Annotated in this window: 18 protein-coding genes and 1 tRNA gene; 16 read left to right on the forward strand and 3 right to left on the reverse strand. The window is 67.8% G+C overall.

Annotated features, from left to right (window positions below; all coding sequences use genetic code 11):
• Positions 1 to 77: transfer RNA gene (locus FE263_RS18770), tRNA-Met, on the forward strand.
• A gap of 182 nt (positions 78 to 259) precedes the next feature.
• On the opposite strand, the gene FE263_RS18775 is transcribed toward FE263_RS18770, so the two are convergent.
• From FE263_RS18775 to FE263_RS18785, 3 genes are read right to left on the reverse strand one after another with little or no spacing between them, the layout of a single operon-like run.
• A complete protein-coding gene (locus FE263_RS18775; RefSeq protein WP_240759937.1) occupies positions 260 to 922 on the reverse strand; it encodes an ABC transporter ATP-binding protein in 663 nt (220 codons plus the stop codon).
• Positions 923 to 975: 53 nt separating this feature from the next.
• Entirely contained in the window at positions 976 to 1,743 is a 768-nt protein-coding gene (locus tag FE263_RS18780) for an ABC transporter permease (protein WP_138327578.1), read from the reverse strand.
• A 2-nt stretch (positions 1,744 to 1,745) separates the two neighbouring features.
• Complete coding sequence (locus FE263_RS18785; RefSeq protein ID WP_138327579.1) at positions 1,746 to 2,756, reverse strand: aliphatic sulfonate ABC transporter substrate-binding protein; 1,011 nt, start codon at positions 2,754 to 2,756, stop codon at positions 1,746 to 1,748.
• 165 nt (positions 2,757 to 2,921) lie between these two features.
• Between FE263_RS18785 and FE263_RS18790 the strand changes: the two genes are divergently transcribed.
• The 15 genes from FE263_RS18790 (at position 2,922) to FE263_RS18860 (ending at position 18,423) form a co-directional block, all read left to right on the forward strand.
• Positions 2,922 to 4,247 carry an O-acetylhomoserine aminocarboxypropyltransferase/cysteine synthase family protein gene (locus FE263_RS18790; protein WP_138327580.1) on the forward strand — a complete coding sequence of 442 codons (1,326 nt, stop codon included), beginning with the start codon at positions 2,922 to 2,924 and terminating at the stop codon, positions 4,245 to 4,247.
• A 306-nt stretch (positions 4,248 to 4,553) separates the two neighbouring features.
• On the forward strand, positions 4,554 to 5,264 hold the full coding sequence (locus FE263_RS18795) for an HD domain-containing protein (protein ID WP_205880450.1): 711 nt from the start codon (positions 4,554 to 4,556) through the stop codon (positions 5,262 to 5,264).
• Positions 5,261 to 6,394 (forward strand): class I SAM-dependent methyltransferase, encoded by a 1,134-nt coding sequence (locus tag FE263_RS18800; RefSeq protein WP_138327582.1) that lies wholly within the window; start codon positions 5,261 to 5,263, stop codon positions 6,392 to 6,394. Before FE263_RS18795 ends, FE263_RS18800 begins: the two co-directional genes overlap by 4 nt.
• Positions 6,391 to 7,431, forward strand: coding sequence for a Gfo/Idh/MocA family protein (locus FE263_RS18805; RefSeq protein WP_205880451.1), 1,041 nt, complete (start codon positions 6,391 to 6,393; stop codon positions 7,429 to 7,431). Before FE263_RS18800 ends, FE263_RS18805 begins: the two co-directional genes overlap by 4 nt.
• Complete coding sequence (locus FE263_RS18810; protein WP_138327584.1) at positions 7,422 to 8,267, forward strand: MBL fold metallo-hydrolase; 846 nt, start codon at positions 7,422 to 7,424, stop codon at positions 8,265 to 8,267. The genes FE263_RS18805 and FE263_RS18810 overlap by 10 nt, the downstream gene beginning before the upstream one ends.
• On the forward strand, positions 8,264 to 9,742 hold the full coding sequence (locus FE263_RS18815) for a YcaO-like family protein (protein WP_138327585.1): 1,479 nt from the start codon (positions 8,264 to 8,266) through the stop codon (positions 9,740 to 9,742). The genes FE263_RS18810 and FE263_RS18815 overlap by 4 nt, the downstream gene beginning before the upstream one ends.
• Positions 9,743 to 9,773: 31 nt before the next feature.
• Positions 9,774 to 10,625: a sugar phosphate isomerase/epimerase family protein gene (locus FE263_RS18820; RefSeq protein ID WP_138327586.1), complete on the forward strand. Its 852-nt coding sequence runs from the start codon at positions 9,774 to 9,776 to the stop codon at positions 10,623 to 10,625.
• Positions 10,622 to 11,851 carry a glycosyltransferase family 4 protein gene (locus FE263_RS18825; RefSeq protein ID WP_138327587.1) on the forward strand — a complete coding sequence of 410 codons (1,230 nt, stop codon included), beginning with the start codon at positions 10,622 to 10,624 and terminating at the stop codon, positions 11,849 to 11,851. The genes FE263_RS18820 and FE263_RS18825 overlap by 4 nt, the downstream gene beginning before the upstream one ends.
• Entirely contained in the window at positions 11,848 to 12,624 is a 777-nt protein-coding gene (locus FE263_RS18830; RefSeq protein ID WP_205880452.1) for a PIG-L deacetylase family protein, read from the forward strand. Before FE263_RS18825 ends, FE263_RS18830 begins: the two co-directional genes overlap by 4 nt.
• Positions 12,621 to 13,631, forward strand: a complete 1,011-nt coding sequence (gene galE, locus FE263_RS18835) for a UDP-glucose 4-epimerase GalE (protein ID WP_138327588.1) — start codon at positions 12,621 to 12,623, stop codon at positions 13,629 to 13,631. The genes FE263_RS18830 and galE overlap by 4 nt, the downstream gene beginning before the upstream one ends.
• Positions 13,632 to 13,667: 36 nt before the next feature.
• Positions 13,668 to 14,933: an MFS transporter gene (locus FE263_RS18840; RefSeq protein ID WP_138327589.1), complete on the forward strand. Its 1,266-nt coding sequence runs from the start codon at positions 13,668 to 13,670 to the stop codon at positions 14,931 to 14,933.
• Positions 14,930 to 16,243 (forward strand): APC family permease, encoded by a 1,314-nt coding sequence (locus tag FE263_RS18845; protein ID WP_138327590.1) that lies wholly within the window; start codon positions 14,930 to 14,932, stop codon positions 16,241 to 16,243. Before FE263_RS18840 ends, FE263_RS18845 begins: the two co-directional genes overlap by 4 nt.
• Positions 16,240 to 17,127, forward strand: a complete 888-nt coding sequence (locus tag FE263_RS18850) for an alpha/beta fold hydrolase (RefSeq protein ID WP_240759938.1) — start codon at positions 16,240 to 16,242, stop codon at positions 17,125 to 17,127. The genes FE263_RS18845 and FE263_RS18850 overlap by 4 nt, the downstream gene beginning before the upstream one ends.
• 20 nt (positions 17,128 to 17,147) lie before the next feature.
• A complete protein-coding gene (locus FE263_RS18855; RefSeq protein ID WP_138327591.1) occupies positions 17,148 to 17,387 on the forward strand; it encodes a hypothetical protein in 240 nt (79 codons plus the stop codon).
• Between the two features lie 79 nt (positions 17,388 to 17,466).
• Positions 17,467 to 18,423, forward strand: coding sequence for an alpha/beta fold hydrolase (locus FE263_RS18860; protein ID WP_138327592.1), 957 nt, complete (start codon positions 17,467 to 17,469; stop codon positions 18,421 to 18,423).

Raw genomic sequence — 18,423 nt, forward strand, 5'->3', positions numbered from 1 at the left:
CGCGGGGTGGAGCAGCCCGGTAGCTCGTCAGGCTCATAACCTGAAGGTCACAGGTTCAAATCCTGTCCCCGCAACCAAGTTCACTGAACACGCTAACAGAGACGGAACGCTGGTCAGCTTGGCCGGCGTCTTTGCGTGTCCACAAGCCATGCCGAGGGCACGCATCGCCGAGATCCCGCCGATTACCGTCCTGGACACTTAGGGATATCGACTGGGTGACTGCAATGCTGGTCACGTTGTCTCATGATGTTCAGGCTCGCTAGAGCAACGCAGCAAGCCGCATACGACCCCTCAAGACATCCGCCGAAATGCGCGACCGCGGCCTGCCCGTCTCGATCGCAAGGTTGGATTCGATCAGGCCCGGGCGTCCGCGCATTACTAGGATGCGATCGGCGAGAACCAGCGCCTCATCCATGTCGTGCGTTATCAGGACAATCGTCGTGGCGTACATGCGGTGCAGTTGCAGCAGGTGATCCTGCATCTGCTCTCGCGTAAACGGATCCAACGCGCTGAACGGCTCGTCGAGCAGCAGGACCTCGGGTTCCCCCACCAGCCCCCGTGCCAGCGCCACCCGCTGCGCCATGCCCCCCGACAACTGCTTCGGCAACAGGCGGCCCGCCTCCGGCAGACCGATGCGATCGAGCGCCGCGCCGACGGCCCTGTCGCGGTCTGCCTTCTCGTAGCGCCTCAGCCCGAACCCGACATTGTCCGCCACCGTCAGCCACGGCATCAGCCGCGGTTCCTGGAACACGTATCCGACCAGTTCGGGCTTCAGCAGGCCGTCGCCGATGCGGATCATGCCGCTGTCAGGCTGCTCCAGACCGCCCAGGCAACGCAGCAGCGTCGTCTTGCCGCAGCCGCTGCGTCCGATGATCACCGTGATGGTGCCGGCCTCCAGGCGCAGATCGATCGGGCCAAGCACCGTCGCGGCGCCATAGGACTTGCTCAGCCTCTCGACCAGAAGATCATGAGCCATCAGCGTAGGTCCGTATCCTGCCAGGCCACCAGGCGGGCGCCGATCGCGGCCAGGACAAGATCGGTCGCCTTGCCGCAGATCCCGAACAGCAGGATCGCCGCGAGAATCCGCTCGGGCCGCCCGGTCTGCTCGCCGTCGTCCAGCACGAAACCCAACCCGCTCGACGCCCCAAGCAGTTCAGCTGCGGACACGAACATCCAGCCCAGCCCCAGCTCGCTGCGCAGCCCTACGATGTAGGACGGCAGCGCGGCCGGCAGTTGGATCCGCAACAGGCATTGCGGCCGGGACAATCCGTGCACCCTGCCGACCTCGAGCAGCTTGCGGTCGACGCCGGCGATGCCGCTCATCAGGTTGAGGTAGATCGGGAAGAACACGCCGACCGCGATCAGGCTGATCTTCGACGCCTCGAAGATACCCAGCCAGAGGATGAACAACGGCACCCAGGCCAGCGAGGGCACGCTGCGCAGCGCCTGGATCGTCGGGTCGAGCATACGCCTCGCAAACCCCGACGCGCCGCTCAACGCCCCCAGAACGGTGCCTGCGACAGCGCCCAGCAGAAACCCGCCGGCAAGCCGTCCGATGGTGGCTCCCACCGCCTGCATCAGCTCGCCGCTCGATGCCATCGCGATCAGGGCCCGGACGACCTGCAGCGGCGGCGGCAGCACGGCAGCGCCGACCTCTCCACTTGCCGTCGCGATCTCCCACAACCCCAGCACACAGGCCGGTAGTATCAGGCCCGTCGACCCTGGCAGATGCAGGCGCCGCATCGTCAATCCAGGCCGAGTTCCGTCGTGAACTTGGTGTTGACCAGGGTCGCGGCGGCCTTGTCGATGTCGGCGCCGGTAGTGATCTTGCCGCTGCTCTTCAGGATCGGCGCTGCCGCCAGGATGCTGGCCCGTTGCTCCGGCCCAACCGCCTCGCCAGCAAAATCGATGCGGCTTAGCTGGAGCTTCGCGATGTCAAGGCTGAGGCCGGTCGCCTGCCCCAGGATCTGCGCGACCGAAGCCGGATTGGCGATCGCCCAGCTTCGGGCCCTCGCGTAGGCATGCAGCACCTGCCTGACGATCTCGGGATGCGCCGCTTCGAAATCCTCGCGTACCAGCAAGGTGCCGGGGGACACCAGGCTCCTGTTGCGGTACAGAAGGTGGTCGTGGTTCTGCAACTGGGCTTCCGCCATGAACGGGTCGAGCCCCGCCCAGGCGTCGACCTGGCCGCTGTCGAGCGCCTGCCGGCCCAGAGGATGCTGCAGCGGCACGACGACGATGTCCCCGGCACCCAGGCCGACGGTGGCGAGTGCGCGCAGCAGGAAGATGTTCGGATCGGTGCCCGGCGTCACCGCGACGCGCTTGCCCTTCAGGTCTGCTAGGCCGGAGAGCTTCTCATCTCGTCGGACCACCAGCGCGGTCCATTCCGAAAGCGCGGTGGTGGCGATGACCTGCACCGGTGTGCCGTTGGTGCGGCCGAGCAAGGCAGCCGAGCCCGATGTCTGGCCGAACTGGATCGAATTGCTTCGAAGATACTCCAGCGCCTTGTTGCTGCCCTGGCTCAGGATCCAGCGAACCTGCACGCCAGTTCCGACCGCTTCCTGCAGGAACCCCTTTTCCTTCAGGACCAGGCTGAGCGGATCGTAGTAGGCGAACGAGATCCCGATCGTCTCGGCGGCGTGGGCCGGGGCGATCCCAAGAAGCCAAAGCCCCGTGCACGCGACGATCGCAACCGCCTTGCGGATGTGGTCCATCGCGCCGTGCAATCGCGGCGAGGGCATGAAATGCAGGATCAAGGCCGGTCCTCTCGCAGTACGGATGCCTTAACGATCACATAGTCCAGTCGTTTGAACAACCAGCAGCCGGAGAGCGTAGTACCCCCGCTTGCGCACTGGCTTTTGCACGGCCGACAGGTGTTCATATCAAAAATCAACGTTCATCGACCGTGCAGGAGAGCAGCCATGGCCAGTGCAGATGCCCCGGTGACCCCGCCAGAACAGCGCGCCCATTGGCGGCCCGAGACGCTGGCCCTGCACGGCGGCAACTGGCGGGCCGATCCGGCGACCGGCGCCGTTGCGGTGCCGATCTACCAGACCACCTCCTACCAGTTCCACAACACCGCCCACGCCGCCCGGCTGTTCGGACTGGAGGAACCTGGCAACATCTACACGCGGATCGGCAATCCGACCCACGACGTGCTGGAGACGCGCCTGAGCGCGCTCGAGGGCGGAGCGGCCGCGGTGGCGCTTGCCTCCGGCCAGGCCGCGTCCGCCATGGCGGTGCTGACGGTGGCGCAGTCAGGCGACAATATCGTGAGCTCGACCGACCTCTATGGTGGCACATGGGCGCTGTTCGCCAACACGCTCGGGCGGCTCGGCATCGAGGCCCGGTTCGTCGACCCAGCGGATCCTGAGGCCTTTGCCCGGGTGTCCGACGAGCGGACCCGGGCCTGGTATGGCGAGACCCTGCCCAACCCCAAGCTGGAGGTCTTCCCGGTCGCCGAGGTCGCCGCCCTGGGACGCCGGCTCGGGATCCCGCTCATCGTCGACAACACCGCCTCGCCGGTGATTGCCCGGCCGCTCGATCACGGCGCGGCTGTGGTGGTCTATTCGGCGACCAAGTTCATCGGCGGCCACGGCACGACCATCGGCGGCGTGATCATCGATGGCGGCACCTTCCCGTGGGAGCAGCATGCCGAGCGCTTCCCCCTGCTGTCGCAGCCGGACAATGCCTATCACGGCGTGAACTGGATCGAAGCTGCGAAGCCGCTTGGACCGGTCGCCTTCGCCCTGCGGACGCGCGTCGTGCTGCTGCGCGATCTTGGCGCTGCCTTGTCGCCCTTCTCGGCATTCCAGTTGATCCAGGGCCTCGAGACCCTGCCGCTGCGCATGCGGCAGCACAGCGCGAATGCCGAAGCCGTGGCCGCTTACCTGAACGGGCATGAAGCCGTCGTGCGCGTGGTGCATCCGTCCCTGCAGACCGGCGAGGCCCGTCGACGCGCGGATGCCATCTTGCGTGGTGGCCATGGGGCGCTGGTCGGCTTCGAATTGCGTAGCGCGGAGGCCGGGCGGAATTTCATCGAGCGCCTCAGGCTGTTCTATCACGTGGCCAACATCGGCGACGCCCGCTCTCTTGCGATCCATCCGGCTACGACGACCCATTCACAGCTTACCGAGATCGAGCAGCAGGCGACCGGGGTGAGCACGGGCTACGTGCGCCTGTCGATCGGCATCGAGCATATCGATGATATCGTGGCTGACCTCGAGCAGGCGCTGAAGCCTGGCTGAAATCCTTCGAAGCCGCCCGCCCCTCATCACGAGGACGGCAGCAGCTGCCCGATGCCTGGGCCTGGAACCTCGTAGGAATGGAGACGTTCGCCAACCCTCTAGATCAGTGCATCCGCATTCCGCGCCGAGGATTGGCTCCTGTTTCTCCATCTCGATCTGGCTCTGTTGTCGTCCCTGAGAGAAATCGGCGAGCTCAAGCGAGTGCGGTCGGCCTCGCGTGGCGGCAGCATTGGCGAGCGCCTGTTCCTGAATTCATGGTCCGCCCTCGACAACGGGGTCGATGTCGAAGACGTGATGCGGTCATGCGTGACTGCCACCGCCGCAGCCTCGGTCCTCGGCGATATCGACAGCAACACATTGCACGACCTCGATGTAGCTCCCGAAGTTGCAGCGCGGATCCTGCAAGAGGCCGCCCGGTCAGTTCGGAGCCTGCCTTGGTTCGGCGAAGCTGCAGCATTGCCACAAGACCAGCCGGCGCCCGGCTTCGCTGTTCTGCTTGCACACCAGCCCCGCGCCGGCATCACCTGCCCGGGCCGTCCTCGCATCATCCTGGAGCCGCCGGAAAACCACGCCGAGCATTGCTGGGCCGTTGCCGTCTTCGGCGTGGCGCTCGCGCAAGGTTTCGGAGCAGATCCGGTGACGGTCTGGCTTGCCGGGATGGCTCATCATCTCCACAACGCGTTCCTGCCAGACTCCGGTTTTGCCGGCGAAGTGCTGCTAGGAGACCAGCTAGAACCCGTCATGCAGCGCGCGACGGAGCGCGCACTGGACGGGCTGTCACCGGACCTGCGTGATCGTGTCCGCAATGCGCGGCATTGTCTTGCCGATGCCGAGACGCCGGAAGGCCGGGCTTTCCATGCGGCCGATACGCTGGATCGTGTGTGGCAGATCGACCAGCACCTGCGCGCCGGCCGCCTCGACCTGAACTACGTGCTGAACGACATGGCGCTTGTCCATGACGGCCCGGTGAAGGCGTTCCAGGATGAGTTGCTGCGCGCTGCAGGCCTGCTGACGTGACCGGACTGCTGAGCCCTGCGAACGGACAGAAGTTGCGGCGCGACGGCCCACACGCTCTTCATGACGGCGAACGCCGGTGGCCCGTCGTCGATGGCATTCCCTTCCTCCGCGTCGGTCGTGAAGCGCTGGTGGAAGCATCGCTACGTCACCTGGATGAGGGCCGCCCGGACGCGGCGTTGGCGTTGCTGCTCGCTGATCAGGATGACTGGTGGACCGGCCCTCCGATGGCACCAGGCTCCCTGCTCGGCCTGATCAGGCAACGTGACCAGCTGACATTGCGGGAAGCGATGACGCATCTGGGCTGGGGCCGCGTCGGCGACTATTTTTCCCACCGTTGGACCGACCCCACGTTCCTTGCCGGCCTCGCCCTCACAGAGGCGCATTGGAACGACCCGTCGGTCGCTTTCGAGCTCGCCTGCGGGATCGGGCACCATCTTCGCGCGCTTCACCAGCAGGGCGTGACCGTCGTTGGTGCGGACGTGGTTTTCTCGAAGCTGTGGATCGCCCGTCACTGGATCGTCCGGAACGCGACCCTGATCTGCTTCGACGCCGCGGCGCCCTGGCCGATCGCGGGACAGGAATTCGACCTTGTCGCCTGTCACGACGCCTTCTATTTCCTGGAGCCCAAGGCAGTTATTCTCGATCGCCTGCGCGCGTTGTCCGGCTCCGGCGTGCTGCTGGTGAGCCACGTCCATAACCGCGACTGGCCCAACCTTTCCTCGGGCGCCGCGATGACGGCCCCCGACCTTCAAGCGATGGCGCCAGACGCTACGATCTACGATGACAGCGAACTGACCCGGGCGCTGGTCGAGGCCCGTGCGGCTGCGATCGCGCATCCGGACGACCTGGCGCATGTGGAGGCATTCGGGCTGGCGATCGGGAAGGGGCCTGCGCGTCCTGTCGAAGGCTGGCTCGGCCTGCCCCACAGCGACGCATTGTTGCGTCGCAATCCGCTCTACGCCGCCGACGGCGAGGTCGAGTGGCCCTCGGAGCGATACCGGCGCGAGTACGCCGAACGGGCTACCTATCCCGAAAGGAGCCGGATGCCGCCCAGCATGCTTCGCAGCCAGGCGCCGGCCGAATGCATCAGGCGCCGCGAACTGGTCGACCTGCCGGAGCGGTGGGGGTGATCGCCGTCGCAGGGCCGCTCAACTGGGGGATCGTCGGCTACGGCTGGGTGGCGCGTGATTTCGCCGCCCCCGCGATCCAGGCGGCCGGACATCGCGTGCATGCGATCCACGATCCTTCGGCGACCGCGCAGGCGGCAGCTCGCGCTGCGGGGATCGTTGCCCATTCGTCGGTGGATGCTCTGCTGGCGGATCCGGCCGTCGAAATCGTCTATGTCGCCACACCGAACCATCGGCACCGCGACCCCGCCGTCGCCGCTCTCGAAACCGGCCGCCCGGTGCTGTGCGAGAAGCCGATGGCAGCCACCGTTGTCGAGGCGGAGGCGATCGCGGCTGCGGCCATCCGGACCGGCGTACTGTACGGAACCGCCTTCGATCAGCGACACCATCCGTCGCACGCCGCCATGCGTGACATGCTGCGGAACGGTCGCCTCGGGACGGTCACCGCGATACGCATCTGCTATGCCTGCTGGCTGGGTGCCGACTGGTCGGCGACCGAAGACGCATCGAACTGGCGTATCGACCCCGCCGCGGCCGGGGGCGGGGCGCTGATGGATCTGGCGCCGCACGGACTCGATCTCGTGCATTTCTTGCTCGGGGATCCCATCGAAACCGTCACCGCCCTGGTCCAGCACCGCGTGCATCGCTACGCGGTCGATGATGGCGCGATGATCCTGGGCCGCACCCGCGGCGGCGTGCTGGCTTCGCTGCATGTGGCCTATAATCATCCGGAGAGCTTGCCGCGCCGGAGATTGGAGGTGATCGGCACTGGCGGCATGCTGGTGGCGGAGAACACCATGGGGCAGGAGCCCGGCGGCTCGCTCATCCTGCACGATGCAGCCTCCGGTCAGGCGACACCGATCGCCGTGGAGAATGCGCACGCCTCGCCGTTCACGCGGCAGATGAACGCCTTCGGCGAGGCTGTTCGCGGCGGCCCGCGTGACGATTTCGATGCCGTTCGCGACCTGCGGACGATGCGCCTGCTGCAGCGCGCCTACGACCAGAGTGCGGCTCTCGCGGAATCCCCGGCATGCCGCTGAGTTATTTCGCCTGCTCGAACTGCGGTCACTGGCAGCACTATTTCGCCACGCCGCCGGACTGCCCCGTCTGCACCGACGTTCGCAACGACCTGCCCGAGGATGGCTGGGATTTCCGCACCGAGGCTGCGGTGGCTGCCATGCTGACCGGGAGCTGGCGAAAGGTGGGTCGTGACATGGTGGCCTTCACCACCGGGCCGCGGTTCGGCCTGAACGGCACCGGATGGCTGCTGCCGGACCCGCGTGGCAACGTCGCCTTCGAGGCCGCGCCGTACTACACGCCGCCGATGCTCGATGAAATCCACCGGCTTGGAGGGATACGCTATCTGAGCGCCAGCCACGTGCACGGATATGGCGCGCTCTGGCAACTGCAGCGCGAGTTCCAGCCCGAGATCGTGGCGATCCAGCGTGAGGATCTGCGCATGACGAAGGCGTTCCGCGTGAACTGGCCGTTCGACGACCGGCTCGAGCTCCCTACCGGCCAGACGCTGGTGCATGTCGGCGGCCACTACGAGGGGCAGGCGGTACTGCACGATCCGCGGCGTCGTACCCTGTTCTGCGGAGATGCCTTCAAGATCGACCAGGATTCGCTCGGCAACAACGTGGCGATGTCGTCGCACAAGGCCTTCCACAAGGACATCCCGCTGACACCCGCCGAACTTTCCCGCTATCGCGCGGTTGTCGAACCGCTTGATTTCGACACCGTGTGCACGCCGTTCGAGATCGGCACCGGCATCACGCCCGGCATGGCGGTCGCGGTGCTGCAGGACGGCATGCGCGACCCTCCCGCGGTGCGGCGGATCCCGATCGAGGACCTGAAGCGCAGGAGCATGAAATGAGCGAGTTGCAGGATATCGCGGCCGCGTTCCGGCATTCCGTCAAGACCGCCGGCGAGACGATCGTCGTTCCGCTGCAGGGACTGGACCGCACCGGCATTGCGGTGGTGCAGGCCAACCTGTTGTCACCTGGCAAGCCGGCGCTGACCGGACACGGCTATGGCTTCGAGCTGGTCGAGGCCGAGGTCGGCGCCCTCGGCGAACTCTGCGAAGAGGTGCACAACGCCCGGTGGGTCGAGCAAAACCCCGGCTTCGTCTCGTCCTACAACGAACTGGTCCGCACGCGTGGTGCCGCTGCGGCGATCGATCCGCTGCAGCTGTGCCTGCCCGCCGGCGCCTCCTACGACGGGGATACGAGGCTGCGGTGGGTCGAGGGCCGACGCTGGCGTTCCGGTGAACCGGTGCTGCTGCCCGACGAATGGGTGGCATCGCACAATTCCGACCTGCCGCCCGGGCCGCGCCTGATCACCCCGATCACCAATGGTCTTGGCGCAGGCTTCGATCTCGAGCACGCAGTCGCGCACGGCATCATGGAGCTGCTGCAGCGGCACGGCAACGTGGTCAGGTTCCGCGCCCTCGACCAGGGCGTCGTCATCGATCTCGATGCCGTCGGTGACCCGATGGTGGCGGGGCTGCTCGACCATCTGAAGCAACTCGGGATCGTGGTCACGGCAAAGCTGGCCGGCACCGACTTCGACATCACCAACCTGTACGTCGTCGGCGATGATCGCGGCTCGCCGATCTCACCCCTGCAGGTGACGGCCTGCGGGGAGGCGGCGCATCCGGATCGCAACCGGGCGTTGCGCAAGGCGCTGCTCGAGTTCTGCGGTTCGCGCGCCCGCAAGATCGGCACCCACGGCGAGCTGGAGCTGCTGCGGACGGTGATGCCGGCGGACCAGATGGAGCGCCAGCTCGCTGCGGTGCAGCTAGACCATGAAGAGCCGCGTGCGCTGTCCGCGATGGCGGAATGGCTGGACATGGACGCGGCCGGCCTGCGTACCCGCCTGGAGAGCACGGTGTTCTCGCACACCAGCACGGTTGCGTTCTCCACGTTGCCGGATGCGGACTCCGGACAGACCATCAGTTCCGCGGCCCGGCTCCAGCTGTTGCTGAACCGCCTGGCTGCCGAGGATCTCGAGCCTGTGGTGGTGGTCTGCTCGCCACCCGATGACGTCGTGAAGGCCGTGAAGGTCGTGGTCCCCGGGCTGGAAAGCGAGACCATGAGCTATGGGCGGATCGGCTGGCGCGGCGTTCAGCAGCTGCGGGCCCGTGGCGACCGGTTGATCCTCGATAGCCCGACCGGGGATGCGCGCCGCGTGCTGCTCTCGCCGGACGACGAGGCGCGTGCGGGCGGACCTGCCTGGTTCGACGCCGCCTATGCCGACCAGCTCGTCGGCAGCCTGTACCCCCTCTATCGCGAGCCCGGCTGTTTCGCCGCCCAGTCATTCCGGCAGCTACGCGAGGCGTCGCATTCGTGACACGCGCCATCCAGATCCTGGAGGACTAATCATGGCACTTCGTTTTGCCTACAACACAAATGGCACGGTTCATCACCGCATGGAGGATGCCGTCGCGCTCATCGCGGACAGCTTCTATGACGGCATCGCGTTGACGCTCGACCATCATGTGCTGGACCCGATGAACGAGGGCTGGCAGCAACGCACGGAAACGCTGGCCCGCACCCTATCCGGGCGCAACCTGGGCGTGGTGATCGAGAGCGGTGCGCGCTTCGTGCTCGATCCCCGCGATCGTCACCAGCCGACGCTGGTCAGCGCCGCCCCCGAGGGACGTGCGCTGCGCCTCGAATACCTGCGCCGCTGCCTGGATATCGGCGCCATGCTGGGCGCGGAAGTGATGTCGTTCTGGGCCGGCGCACTGAAGCCGGGCGTGCCGGTCGCCGACGCCCGGATCTGGCTCGACGAGGGTGTCGAACAGGTGCTCGCCCATGCCGAGCGCGTCGGCGTCCCGGCTGCGATGGAGCCGGAGCCGGAGGTCGAGGTTGTGGTCCGCAATGTCGATCAGTATGCCGCCCTGCAGAAGCGCTTTCCGTCCCTGGAGCTCGCCCTCGACCTTGGGCACGTCATGGTGACGCAGGAGCGCGTGCCGGAGGAAGCCATCCTCGAATTCGATCGCCGCATCGGCAGCGTCTCGCTGGAGGACATGAAGCGTGGCGTTCACCAGCATCTGGCATTCGGCGATGGCGACATGAATATCCCGGCCTGTCTCGACGCCCTGGAACAGATCGACTTCCGTCGCCTGGTCTGTGTCGAGCTGTCTTCCGATAGCGGCCGGGCCGACACGATGGTGCCGCACGCGCTGGAATGGATCCGCGCGTGTCGCCGGGCACGTGCCGCCGCATGAGGATCCTGTTCTGCTCGCGCCGGTATTTCCCGGCGATCAGCGGGATGAGCGTGTACGCTTCCAACCTGCTGCATGAACTGGTCGAAGCCGGTCATGACGTCACCATGGTGAGCCAATACCGCGGTGATCCGGTCGGCACGCGGGTCTACGGCGGCGGACCGCCACCTCCGGTTCCCGGCGTCACCGTCATCGGTCGCCGATCCCTCGGCGAGGAGGAAGGCGGTCGCTTCGAGCGCGACATCGACGACATGGTCCAGACCATCCGGGAGGAGCATGCAAAGCAGCCGTTCGACCTGTTGCATGCCCAGTACGGTTACCCGAACGGCTGGGCGGTACTGTTGGCAGCGCGTGAACTCGGGCTGCCCTGCGTGGTGTCGATCCAGGGTGGCGACGGTCACTGGGTGGGATCGTGCTGCGAGATGCACCGGCTCGGCATGCTGCGTGTGCTGCAGCACGCCAACGCCGTGCTGATCGGCTGCGAGAGCTTCGCAGGCGAGGTGGTCGAGCGCCTCTCCGTTGATCGGTCGCTGTTCACCATCGTGCCGGGCGCGGTGGATGTGTCGCGCTTCCGGCCTGCGGAAGGACATGTCATCGGGCAGGCGCACCAGCCCGTACGTCTCCTGTATCACGGGCGGGTCGACCGGCGGAAAGGCGTGCTTGACTTCATCGAGGCGCTGGTCCTGCTGCGTGCCGGCGACAAGCCGTTCGTCGCCACCATCTCCGGCATCGGTCCGGACCTCGACGCGGCAAAGGCCCTGGTCGCAGAGCGCGGTCTTGACCAGGCGGTCCGCTTCACCGGCGTTGCCGCCTATGACGACGCGCCACGGGTCTATCACGACCAGGACGTGTTCGTGTCGCCGACCTACATGGAGGGTTTCTCCAATACCGTGCTGGAGGCCATGGCGAGCGGGTTGCCGATCGTGTCGTGCGTGGCGGTCGGCGTGATGGACTGCATCCGCGACGACGAGAACGGGTTGCTGGTGCAGCCGGGCGATGTGGCGGCACTCGCCGACGCCATGCGCCGGCTGATCGACGACAGTGAACTCCGTCGGCGCCTTGCCGCCGCGGCGCTGGAGGAGTGCCGGTCGACCTACGCCTGGCAGCCGGTCGGCCGGCAGATCATGGACGTGTACAGCCAGGTGATCCATCAGGCACCACCGGACGGTTTCGATCCGGTGCTACCGGAATCCGAGTGCCGCTATCGCGAAGCACCGCACCTGCTGTGACACGCATCGCGCTGGCTCTATCGCCCCATCTCGACGATGCGGTGTTTTCCTGCGGCGGCACGCTGGCACGCCTGGCGGATGCGGGCTGGCGTGTCGTGGTGGCAACGCTGTTCACCGCGTCGGTCCCGGCACCGCAGGGTTTCGCGCTTGCCTGCCAACTCGACAAGGGCCTCGAGGCATCGGTCGACTACATGGAGCTCAGGCGCCACGAGGACGCCACCGCCTGTGATCGCCTGATGGCGCAAGCGCGCTGGCTGCCATTCCCGGAAGCCCCGCATCGCGGCTACGAGTCTGCAAAGGAGCTGTTCGGGCCGGTGCACGCCGAGGACAAGGCTGCCGACTTGCTTCGTCCGGCGCTGCAGGACCTTCTCGAACAACTGCGACCTGACCTGCTGCTGGCGCCCCAGGCAATCGGCGGGCATGTCGATCATGTCATCGCAGTAAGCGCCATACTGTCTCTGGCGACGAAATCTCCCATGCTCTGGTGGCGGGATTTCCCCTACGTCGTTCGCGCCGCCGAGCGGGTCCCGTTCGCCGACATCATGGCGCGCCTCGACGAGATTGCGGTGCCGGTCGAGCCGCAGCCACGCAGCCTGGCTTGCGAAGCGTACGAAAGCCAGCTCGGCTTCCAGTTCGGCGGCAAGGATCGGTTGGCGACGATGCTGGCCGAGACCGGCCTGCAGGACCGCTTTCGTTGCGAGCGCATGACGCCGGCGCTGCTTTCCACCATTCCCGGCGCCAGCATCGTGACGTCCATTGGAGCCCTGTCATGAACGTCGATGGTCCGGTGCTGGTCACCGGTGGTGCCGGCTATATCGGCAGCCATGTCGCTCTCGCCCTGCGCGACGAAAACATTCCGGTGGTCGTGCTCGACGATCTCTCCACCGGAAGCCTGGCCGCGTTGCCGGACGGCGTCAAGTTCGTGCACGGCAGCACCGGCGATGCCGCACTGGTCCGCGACACGCTTCGCCACCACCGGATCGGCACGGTGCTGCATATCGCCGGCTCGCTAATTGTCTCGGAATCGCTCGAACGTCCGATCAGCTACTGGCGCAACAATCTCTGCAACACGCTCGCTCTTGCGGAGAGCTGCGTGATGGCGGGCGTGCGAAGGCTGGTATTCTCCTCGACCGCTGCCGTCTACGGACCATCGTCCGCCGGCACCGTCGACGAGCAGGCCGAGCTCGCTCCGATCTCGCCGTATGGCAGCAGCAAGCTCGCCGCCGAGCGCATGCTGTCCGATCTCGCCGCCGCCCATGGGATGCGCCTTGCGGTACTGCGCTACTTCAACGTCGCCGGCTCCGATATGCGCGGGCGTATTGGCCAGCGCACACCGGGAGCGTCGCATCTCATCAAGGTCGCCTGCGAGGTCGCCACCGGCCAGCGTGGTGCGCTCGAGGTGTTCGGTGCCGACTACGACACGCCCGACGGCACCTGCGTGCGCGACTTCATCCACGTGTCCGACCTTGCCGACGCTCATGTGCTGGCCTTGCGGTATCTCGAGCAAGGCGGCCCATCGGAGACGCTGAATTGTGGGTACGGCACCGGCCATTCCGTGCGATCGGTGATCCGTGCGATCGAGGCGGAGACCGGGCATCGCCTGCCGGTGCGTTTCTCGCCGCGTCGTCCCGGTGACATTCCCGCCCTGGTCGCGCGTGCCGAGCGGGTGCGGCAGGTGCTGGGCTGGCATCCGCGCCGCGCCGGACTGGACAATATCGTCGGCTCGTCGCTGCGCTGGGAACGCCGGATGCTCGACGAGCGACCGATGGCCTTCAAGTAGCCGCCGGTGGACCGTCCGCCCAACCACGACAGCACGATGCCCGCGACTGACGCGGCGCCTGCGGTCACCAACCAGTCGGCGATCCGCATGTTCGTCGACACCCGTCTCGGGGTGCTTCGCGAGCGCGACTGCCGGCTGTTCTTCATCGGCTTCACCGCCTCGCTTGCCGGCTCCTCCATGGTCCCGGTGGCGCTTTCCTTCGTGGTCCTTAAGGGCGGTCACGGCTCCGGCGCAGTGGGCGCCGTGCTCGCCGCCGAGACCATCCCGCTCGTCCTGCTGCTGCTGCTGGGTGGCGCCATCGCCGACCGCATGCCCCGCCACCGGGTGATGATTGCCGCCGACGTGCTGCGCCTGCTGAGCGAGACGCTGCTGACCATCCTGCTGGTGTCGGGGCATCCGGCGGTGTGGGTCATCATGCTGCTCTCCGCCACCCTCGGGGTGGGGCAAGCCTTCTTCAATCCGTCGCTGACCGGCTTCGTGCCGCAGATCGTCAGCGGCGAGCGCCTGCAGGACGCAAATGCGCTGCTCGGCCTGTCGAAGGCGGTGGCGCGGGTATCCGGGCCCGGCATCGCGGGAGTGCTGATCGCCACCGTCGGCGCCTGGTCGGCGGTGGCGGCCGACGCCATGACCTACGCGGTCAGCCTGTTCTGCCTGGTCAGGCTGCGGCCGCGTCCGGCCGAGAAGCCTGAGCCCGAGCCGGTGCGCATCGGCCTCATCAAAGGCTGGCAGGGGTTTCGCGAGCGGCGCTGGCTGTGGTCGGTGGTGGCGCAGGGCGGACTGGCGCAGCTGTTCACCTTCTCCCCGTTCCTGGTCATCGGGGCCACTCTGTTCAGCCACGGCAGCGGCTCGATTGCCTGGGGCGCCATCCTGGCGGCCGATGGCGTCGGCGGGCTTGCCGGCGCGCTGTTCGCGATGCGGCTGCGGCCGAAGCGCCCCCTGGTGGTCGCCCTGCTCGGCAGCCTGGGCCTCGCCGGCACGCCCATCCTGCTCGCCCTGCATGCGCCGCTGCCGTTGCTGCTCGCGGTCTCGGTGATCTCCGGCGCCGGGGTCGCCCTGTTCCTGTCGCTGTTCGACACCGTGATCCAGCGCAACGTTCCGGAGACGCTGCTGTCGCGGGTCTCGGCCTACAACTGGCTCGGCACCATCGCGCTCTCGCCCCTGGGCTTCGCGCTCGCCGGGCCGGCCGCGCATCTCGCCGGGCCGTCGGCCGTGCTGCTGTTCGGCGGCTGCTTCGCGATCGTCAGCACGCTTGCGTTGTTCGCCGTCCCGGCCGTGCGGCAACTCCCGTGGCGCGACGAATGAGGGCTTCCGCTTCCGGTACTGACCTGCACGGGCGGATCGGACTGCCGATCGCCTTCTCGGTGGCGCTGAAGCAGGTGATCGGCGGCGGGGTGATCGTGCTGACCGGCACCGCGGTCGGGATGACCGGCGCCGGCGCCGCGCTGGCCTACGGGATCGCCTGCATTGTCGTCCTGCTCGTCAGCCTGCCCTATGCCGTGCTCGGCGCCGCCCGGCCGGTCTCCGGCGCACTGTACCGCTGGCCCGCGCGCTTCATCCATCCCCGGGCGGGGTTCCTCGGCTTCTGGATGGTGCTCGGCACCCATGTGGCGCTCGCCGCCTATGCAGCGACCTTCGGTACTTCGCTGCACGCCCTGCTGCCTGTCGTCCCGGCGCCGGCGGCCGGCCTGTTCGCGCTGGCGTTGGTGCTGGGCCTGAACCTGCTCGGCACCGAGGTGTCCGGAGGCGCCAACATCGTGGTGGTGGCGCTGGTTGCGGTGGCACTGGCGGCGCTGGCGCTGGCCGGCATCCCGGCCATCGATCCGCACCGTCTGGCGCGCCTGCTGCCGAATGGCTGGTTCAGCCTGCTGGCGGCGGCGGCGCTGCTGACCTTCCCGATCAGCGGCGCCACGCTGGTGTCCGAGCTTGCCGGCGAGATGAAGCGTCCGGCGCGCGACGTGCCGGTCGCCATCCTCGGCGCCACCGCCGCCGCTGCCGCCCTCTACGTCGCTGTGGCTTTGGTCGCTGCCTGCGTTCCCGGCCTCCCGGAGGCGCCGAGCCTGGGCGTGGTGGCGCAGCATGTGATGGGAAGCACCGGCGCGGTGGCGTTCGCGATCGGCACCGGCATCGTCAGCATGCTCGGCATCATGAACACCCACCTGCTCTGGGGCAGCCGGAGCATCCTGATGGTGTGCCGCGACAACTGGCTGCCACGATCCCTGGCCACGCCCAACCGTCGCGGCGCGCCGATCTTCCCGCTCTGCCTGCTCGGCCTGATCGGAGCGGTGCCGCTGCTCGCCAGGATCGACGTCGCCGACGTCATACGCATCGGCGGCCTGGGGGCGAGCGGCTCGGCGATCCTGTCGATCGCCTGCGCCTCGCTCAACGCGCGGGCCGATCCGGAGGCCTATGCACGCTCGCCGCTGGCGATCCCGCGCCCGCTGCTGCTGCTGGTCTCGATCCTCGCCATCGCGGCGCAGCTCGCCACCGTGGGGCTGCTGCTGCAGAGCCTGCCGTGGCGTCTGGCGCTGCTCTGGATCCTCTGGTTCGGGATCGGCGTCCTGTTGTCCTTCATCCGCACCCCGGACGTCGCACCCGTCGAGGAGAGCCCATGACCGGCGCCACGATGCGCGAGGCAACCGGGCGCCAGACACCCATGCAGACCATCTTCGTCGAGGCGAACGGTCAGCGGTTCGAGGTAGTCGAGGCCGGCGAGGGCGATCGCTTGGCGCTCTGCCTGCACGGCTTCCCCGAGCATGCGGTGTCCTGGCGCCACCAGATGCCGGTGCTGGCCGGCCTCGGCTATCGCGTCTGGGCGGTGAACCAGCGCGGCTACGGGCGCAGCTCCCGTCCGCGCGGGGTGCCGGCCTACGCGCTCGCCGAGCTTGTCGCCGACATCGCGGCCCTGATCGATGCGTCCGGCGCCACCAGCGTCACCCTGATCGGCCATGACTGGGGCGCGATGGTGGCCTGGTGCTTCGCGGCGGCACGGGTCCGTCCGCTCGAGCGGCTGGTGATCATGAACGTTCCCCACCCGCTCTGCTTCCGCGATGCCCTCCGGCATTGGCGCCAGAAGCGGCGCTCCTGGTATGTGGCGTTCTTCCAGATCCCGATGCTGCCCGACCGCCTGCTGGCGGCCAAGCGGGGAGCTTCGGTTCGCCGCATGTTCGCCGGCCTGTCGCTGCCGCCGGAGATCCTGGCGGTCTACGCCGACCAGATCGCGCAGCCCGGCGCCGCCACCGCCATGCTGAACTGGTACCGCGCCATGCGGCTGCCCGGACAGAAGACGCCCGGCCTGTCGCGCATCATCGAGGTGCCGACCCTGGTGATCTGGGGCGAGCAGGATGTCGCCCTCGACCTGATCTGCCTGCGCGGCACCGAACGCTACGTGCGTCATCTGGCGGTGGAACGCCTGCCCGGGGTATCGCATTGGGTGCAGCAGGACGCCCCGGACAGGGTGAACGCGCTGCTGCGGCGGTTCCTGTCCGGGATGCCATGACAGGCTGGATGGAGATCCCCATGCGCGTGGCCCTCATCGTCATGGCAATGCTGGCGGCGGTCTCGGTGTGCGCCTGCGGCGGCCCCGGGCCAAGTGCCGAACAGCGCCGGTCGGCCGCCGACGAGTTGAACCAGTCCGGCCACCCCTATGTCGGTCCGGCCGGTATCCGCGCCTCTGGTCCGCCGGCCGACAACAACATCCAGGCCCCGCTGACCTGTCACCTGGAAGGCCCGGGAACCGTCTGCGGACGTCAGGACTGACCTCGAACTTCCTGCCGTTCCGGCCGTAGGGTGCGTGTCCCGCCGGATGCAACCGGCGCCGGGCGGACGAGGAACGCGGATGATCAGATTGTTGAAGTGGCTGCTCGGGGGATCGGCGCTGGCGACCGGCGGCCTTGCGGCGTTCAGCTGGTGGACGGCGCGCAAGGTCGAGGCGGCGCTGCCTCCGAAGGGCCGTTTCCTCGATGTCGCCGGTTCGCAGCTGCATTATGTCGATACGGGCAAGGGGCCGCCGATCCTGCTGATCCACGGTCTGGGCGGCCAGTTGCTGAACTTCGCCGGTGCCGGACTGCAATCACTCGGCGACGACCACCGCGTCATCGCTCTCGACCGGCCCGGCAGCGGCTATTCGAGGCGTCCGTTCCTGGCGTCCGCGGCGCTCGGCGCGCAGGCGGCGACGGTGGCCGGCTTCATCCGCGCCCTCGGGCTCGGTCGGCCGCTGATCGTCGGGCATTCGCTCGGTGGCGCGCTCGCCCTGACGCTCGCGCTCAACCATCCCGACTGCGTCGGTGGGCTGGCCTTGCTGGCGCCGCTGACCAGCGTGCAGGACCGGGTGCCGGTGCCGTTCCGCCGGCTGGTGCTGCGCTCGCGGCTGTTGCGAATGCTGGTCGCCTGGACCGTTGCGACCCCGATGGCGATCCGCAACCGCGACGAGGTGATGCACACCGTGTTCGGCCCCGATGCGGTGCCGGGCGAGTTCCCCACGGTCAACGGTGGGATGCTCGCCCTGCGGCCCGCGGCATTCTTTTCCGCCTCCACCGATCTCACCGCGGTCAACCAGGACATGCCGGGCCTGGTCGCCCGCTTCGGCTCGATCAAGGTTCCGGTCGGCATCCTGTTCGGCACCGCGGACCGGGTGCTCGACTACGACGCCAACGGCACCGCCCTGAAGGAGGTGCTGCCTGCGCTGGATCTGGAACTGGTCGAGGGCGCCGGACACATGATCCCTGTCACGGCGCCCGAACGCACGCTCGCCTTCATCCGCCGCATGGCGGAGCAGGTGACGTCGGCGGGATAG

Origin of the sequence: Lichenicoccus roseus, from assembly GCF_005844085.1 — a bacterium.
Classification (GTDB): Bacteria; Pseudomonadota; Alphaproteobacteria; order Acetobacterales; family Acetobacteraceae; genus Lichenicoccus; species Lichenicoccus roseus.

What these genes read in the sequence shown, in the direction of transcription:
- FE263_RS18840 (WP_138327589.1), top strand. Translation starts at nt 13,668, where the DNA reads ATGCCCGCGACTGACGCGGCGCCTGCGGTCACCAACCAGTCGGCGATC.
- galE (WP_138327588.1), top strand. Translation starts at nt 12,621, where the DNA reads ATGAACGTCGATGGTCCGGTGCTGGTCACCGGTGGTGCCGGCTATATC.
- FE263_RS18815 (WP_138327585.1), top strand. Translation starts at nt 8,264, where the DNA reads ATGAGCGAGTTGCAGGATATCGCGGCCGCGTTCCGGCATTCCGTCAAG.
- FE263_RS18780 (WP_138327578.1), bottom strand. Translation starts at nt 1,743, where the DNA reads ATGCGGCGCCTGCATCTGCCAGGGTCGACGGGCCTGATACTACCGGCC.
- FE263_RS18850 (WP_240759938.1), top strand. Translation starts at nt 16,240, where the DNA reads ATGACCGGCGCCACGATGCGCGAGGCAACCGGGCGCCAGACACCCATG.
- FE263_RS18790 (WP_138327580.1), top strand. Translation starts at nt 2,922, where the DNA reads ATGGCCAGTGCAGATGCCCCGGTGACCCCGCCAGAACAGCGCGCCCAT.
- FE263_RS18845 (WP_138327590.1), top strand. Translation starts at nt 14,930, where the DNA reads ATGAGGGCTTCCGCTTCCGGTACTGACCTGCACGGGCGGATCGGACTG.
- FE263_RS18820 (WP_138327586.1), top strand. Translation starts at nt 9,774, where the DNA reads ATGGCACTTCGTTTTGCCTACAACACAAATGGCACGGTTCATCACCGC.
- FE263_RS18860 (WP_138327592.1), top strand. Translation starts at nt 17,467, where the DNA reads ATGATCAGATTGTTGAAGTGGCTGCTCGGGGGATCGGCGCTGGCGACC.
- FE263_RS18810 (WP_138327584.1), top strand. Translation starts at nt 7,422, where the DNA reads ATGCCGCTGAGTTATTTCGCCTGCTCGAACTGCGGTCACTGGCAGCAC.
- FE263_RS18855 (WP_138327591.1), top strand. Translation starts at nt 17,148, where the DNA reads ATGCGCGTGGCCCTCATCGTCATGGCAATGCTGGCGGCGGTCTCGGTG.
- FE263_RS18825 (WP_138327587.1), top strand. Translation starts at nt 10,622, where the DNA reads ATGAGGATCCTGTTCTGCTCGCGCCGGTATTTCCCGGCGATCAGCGGG.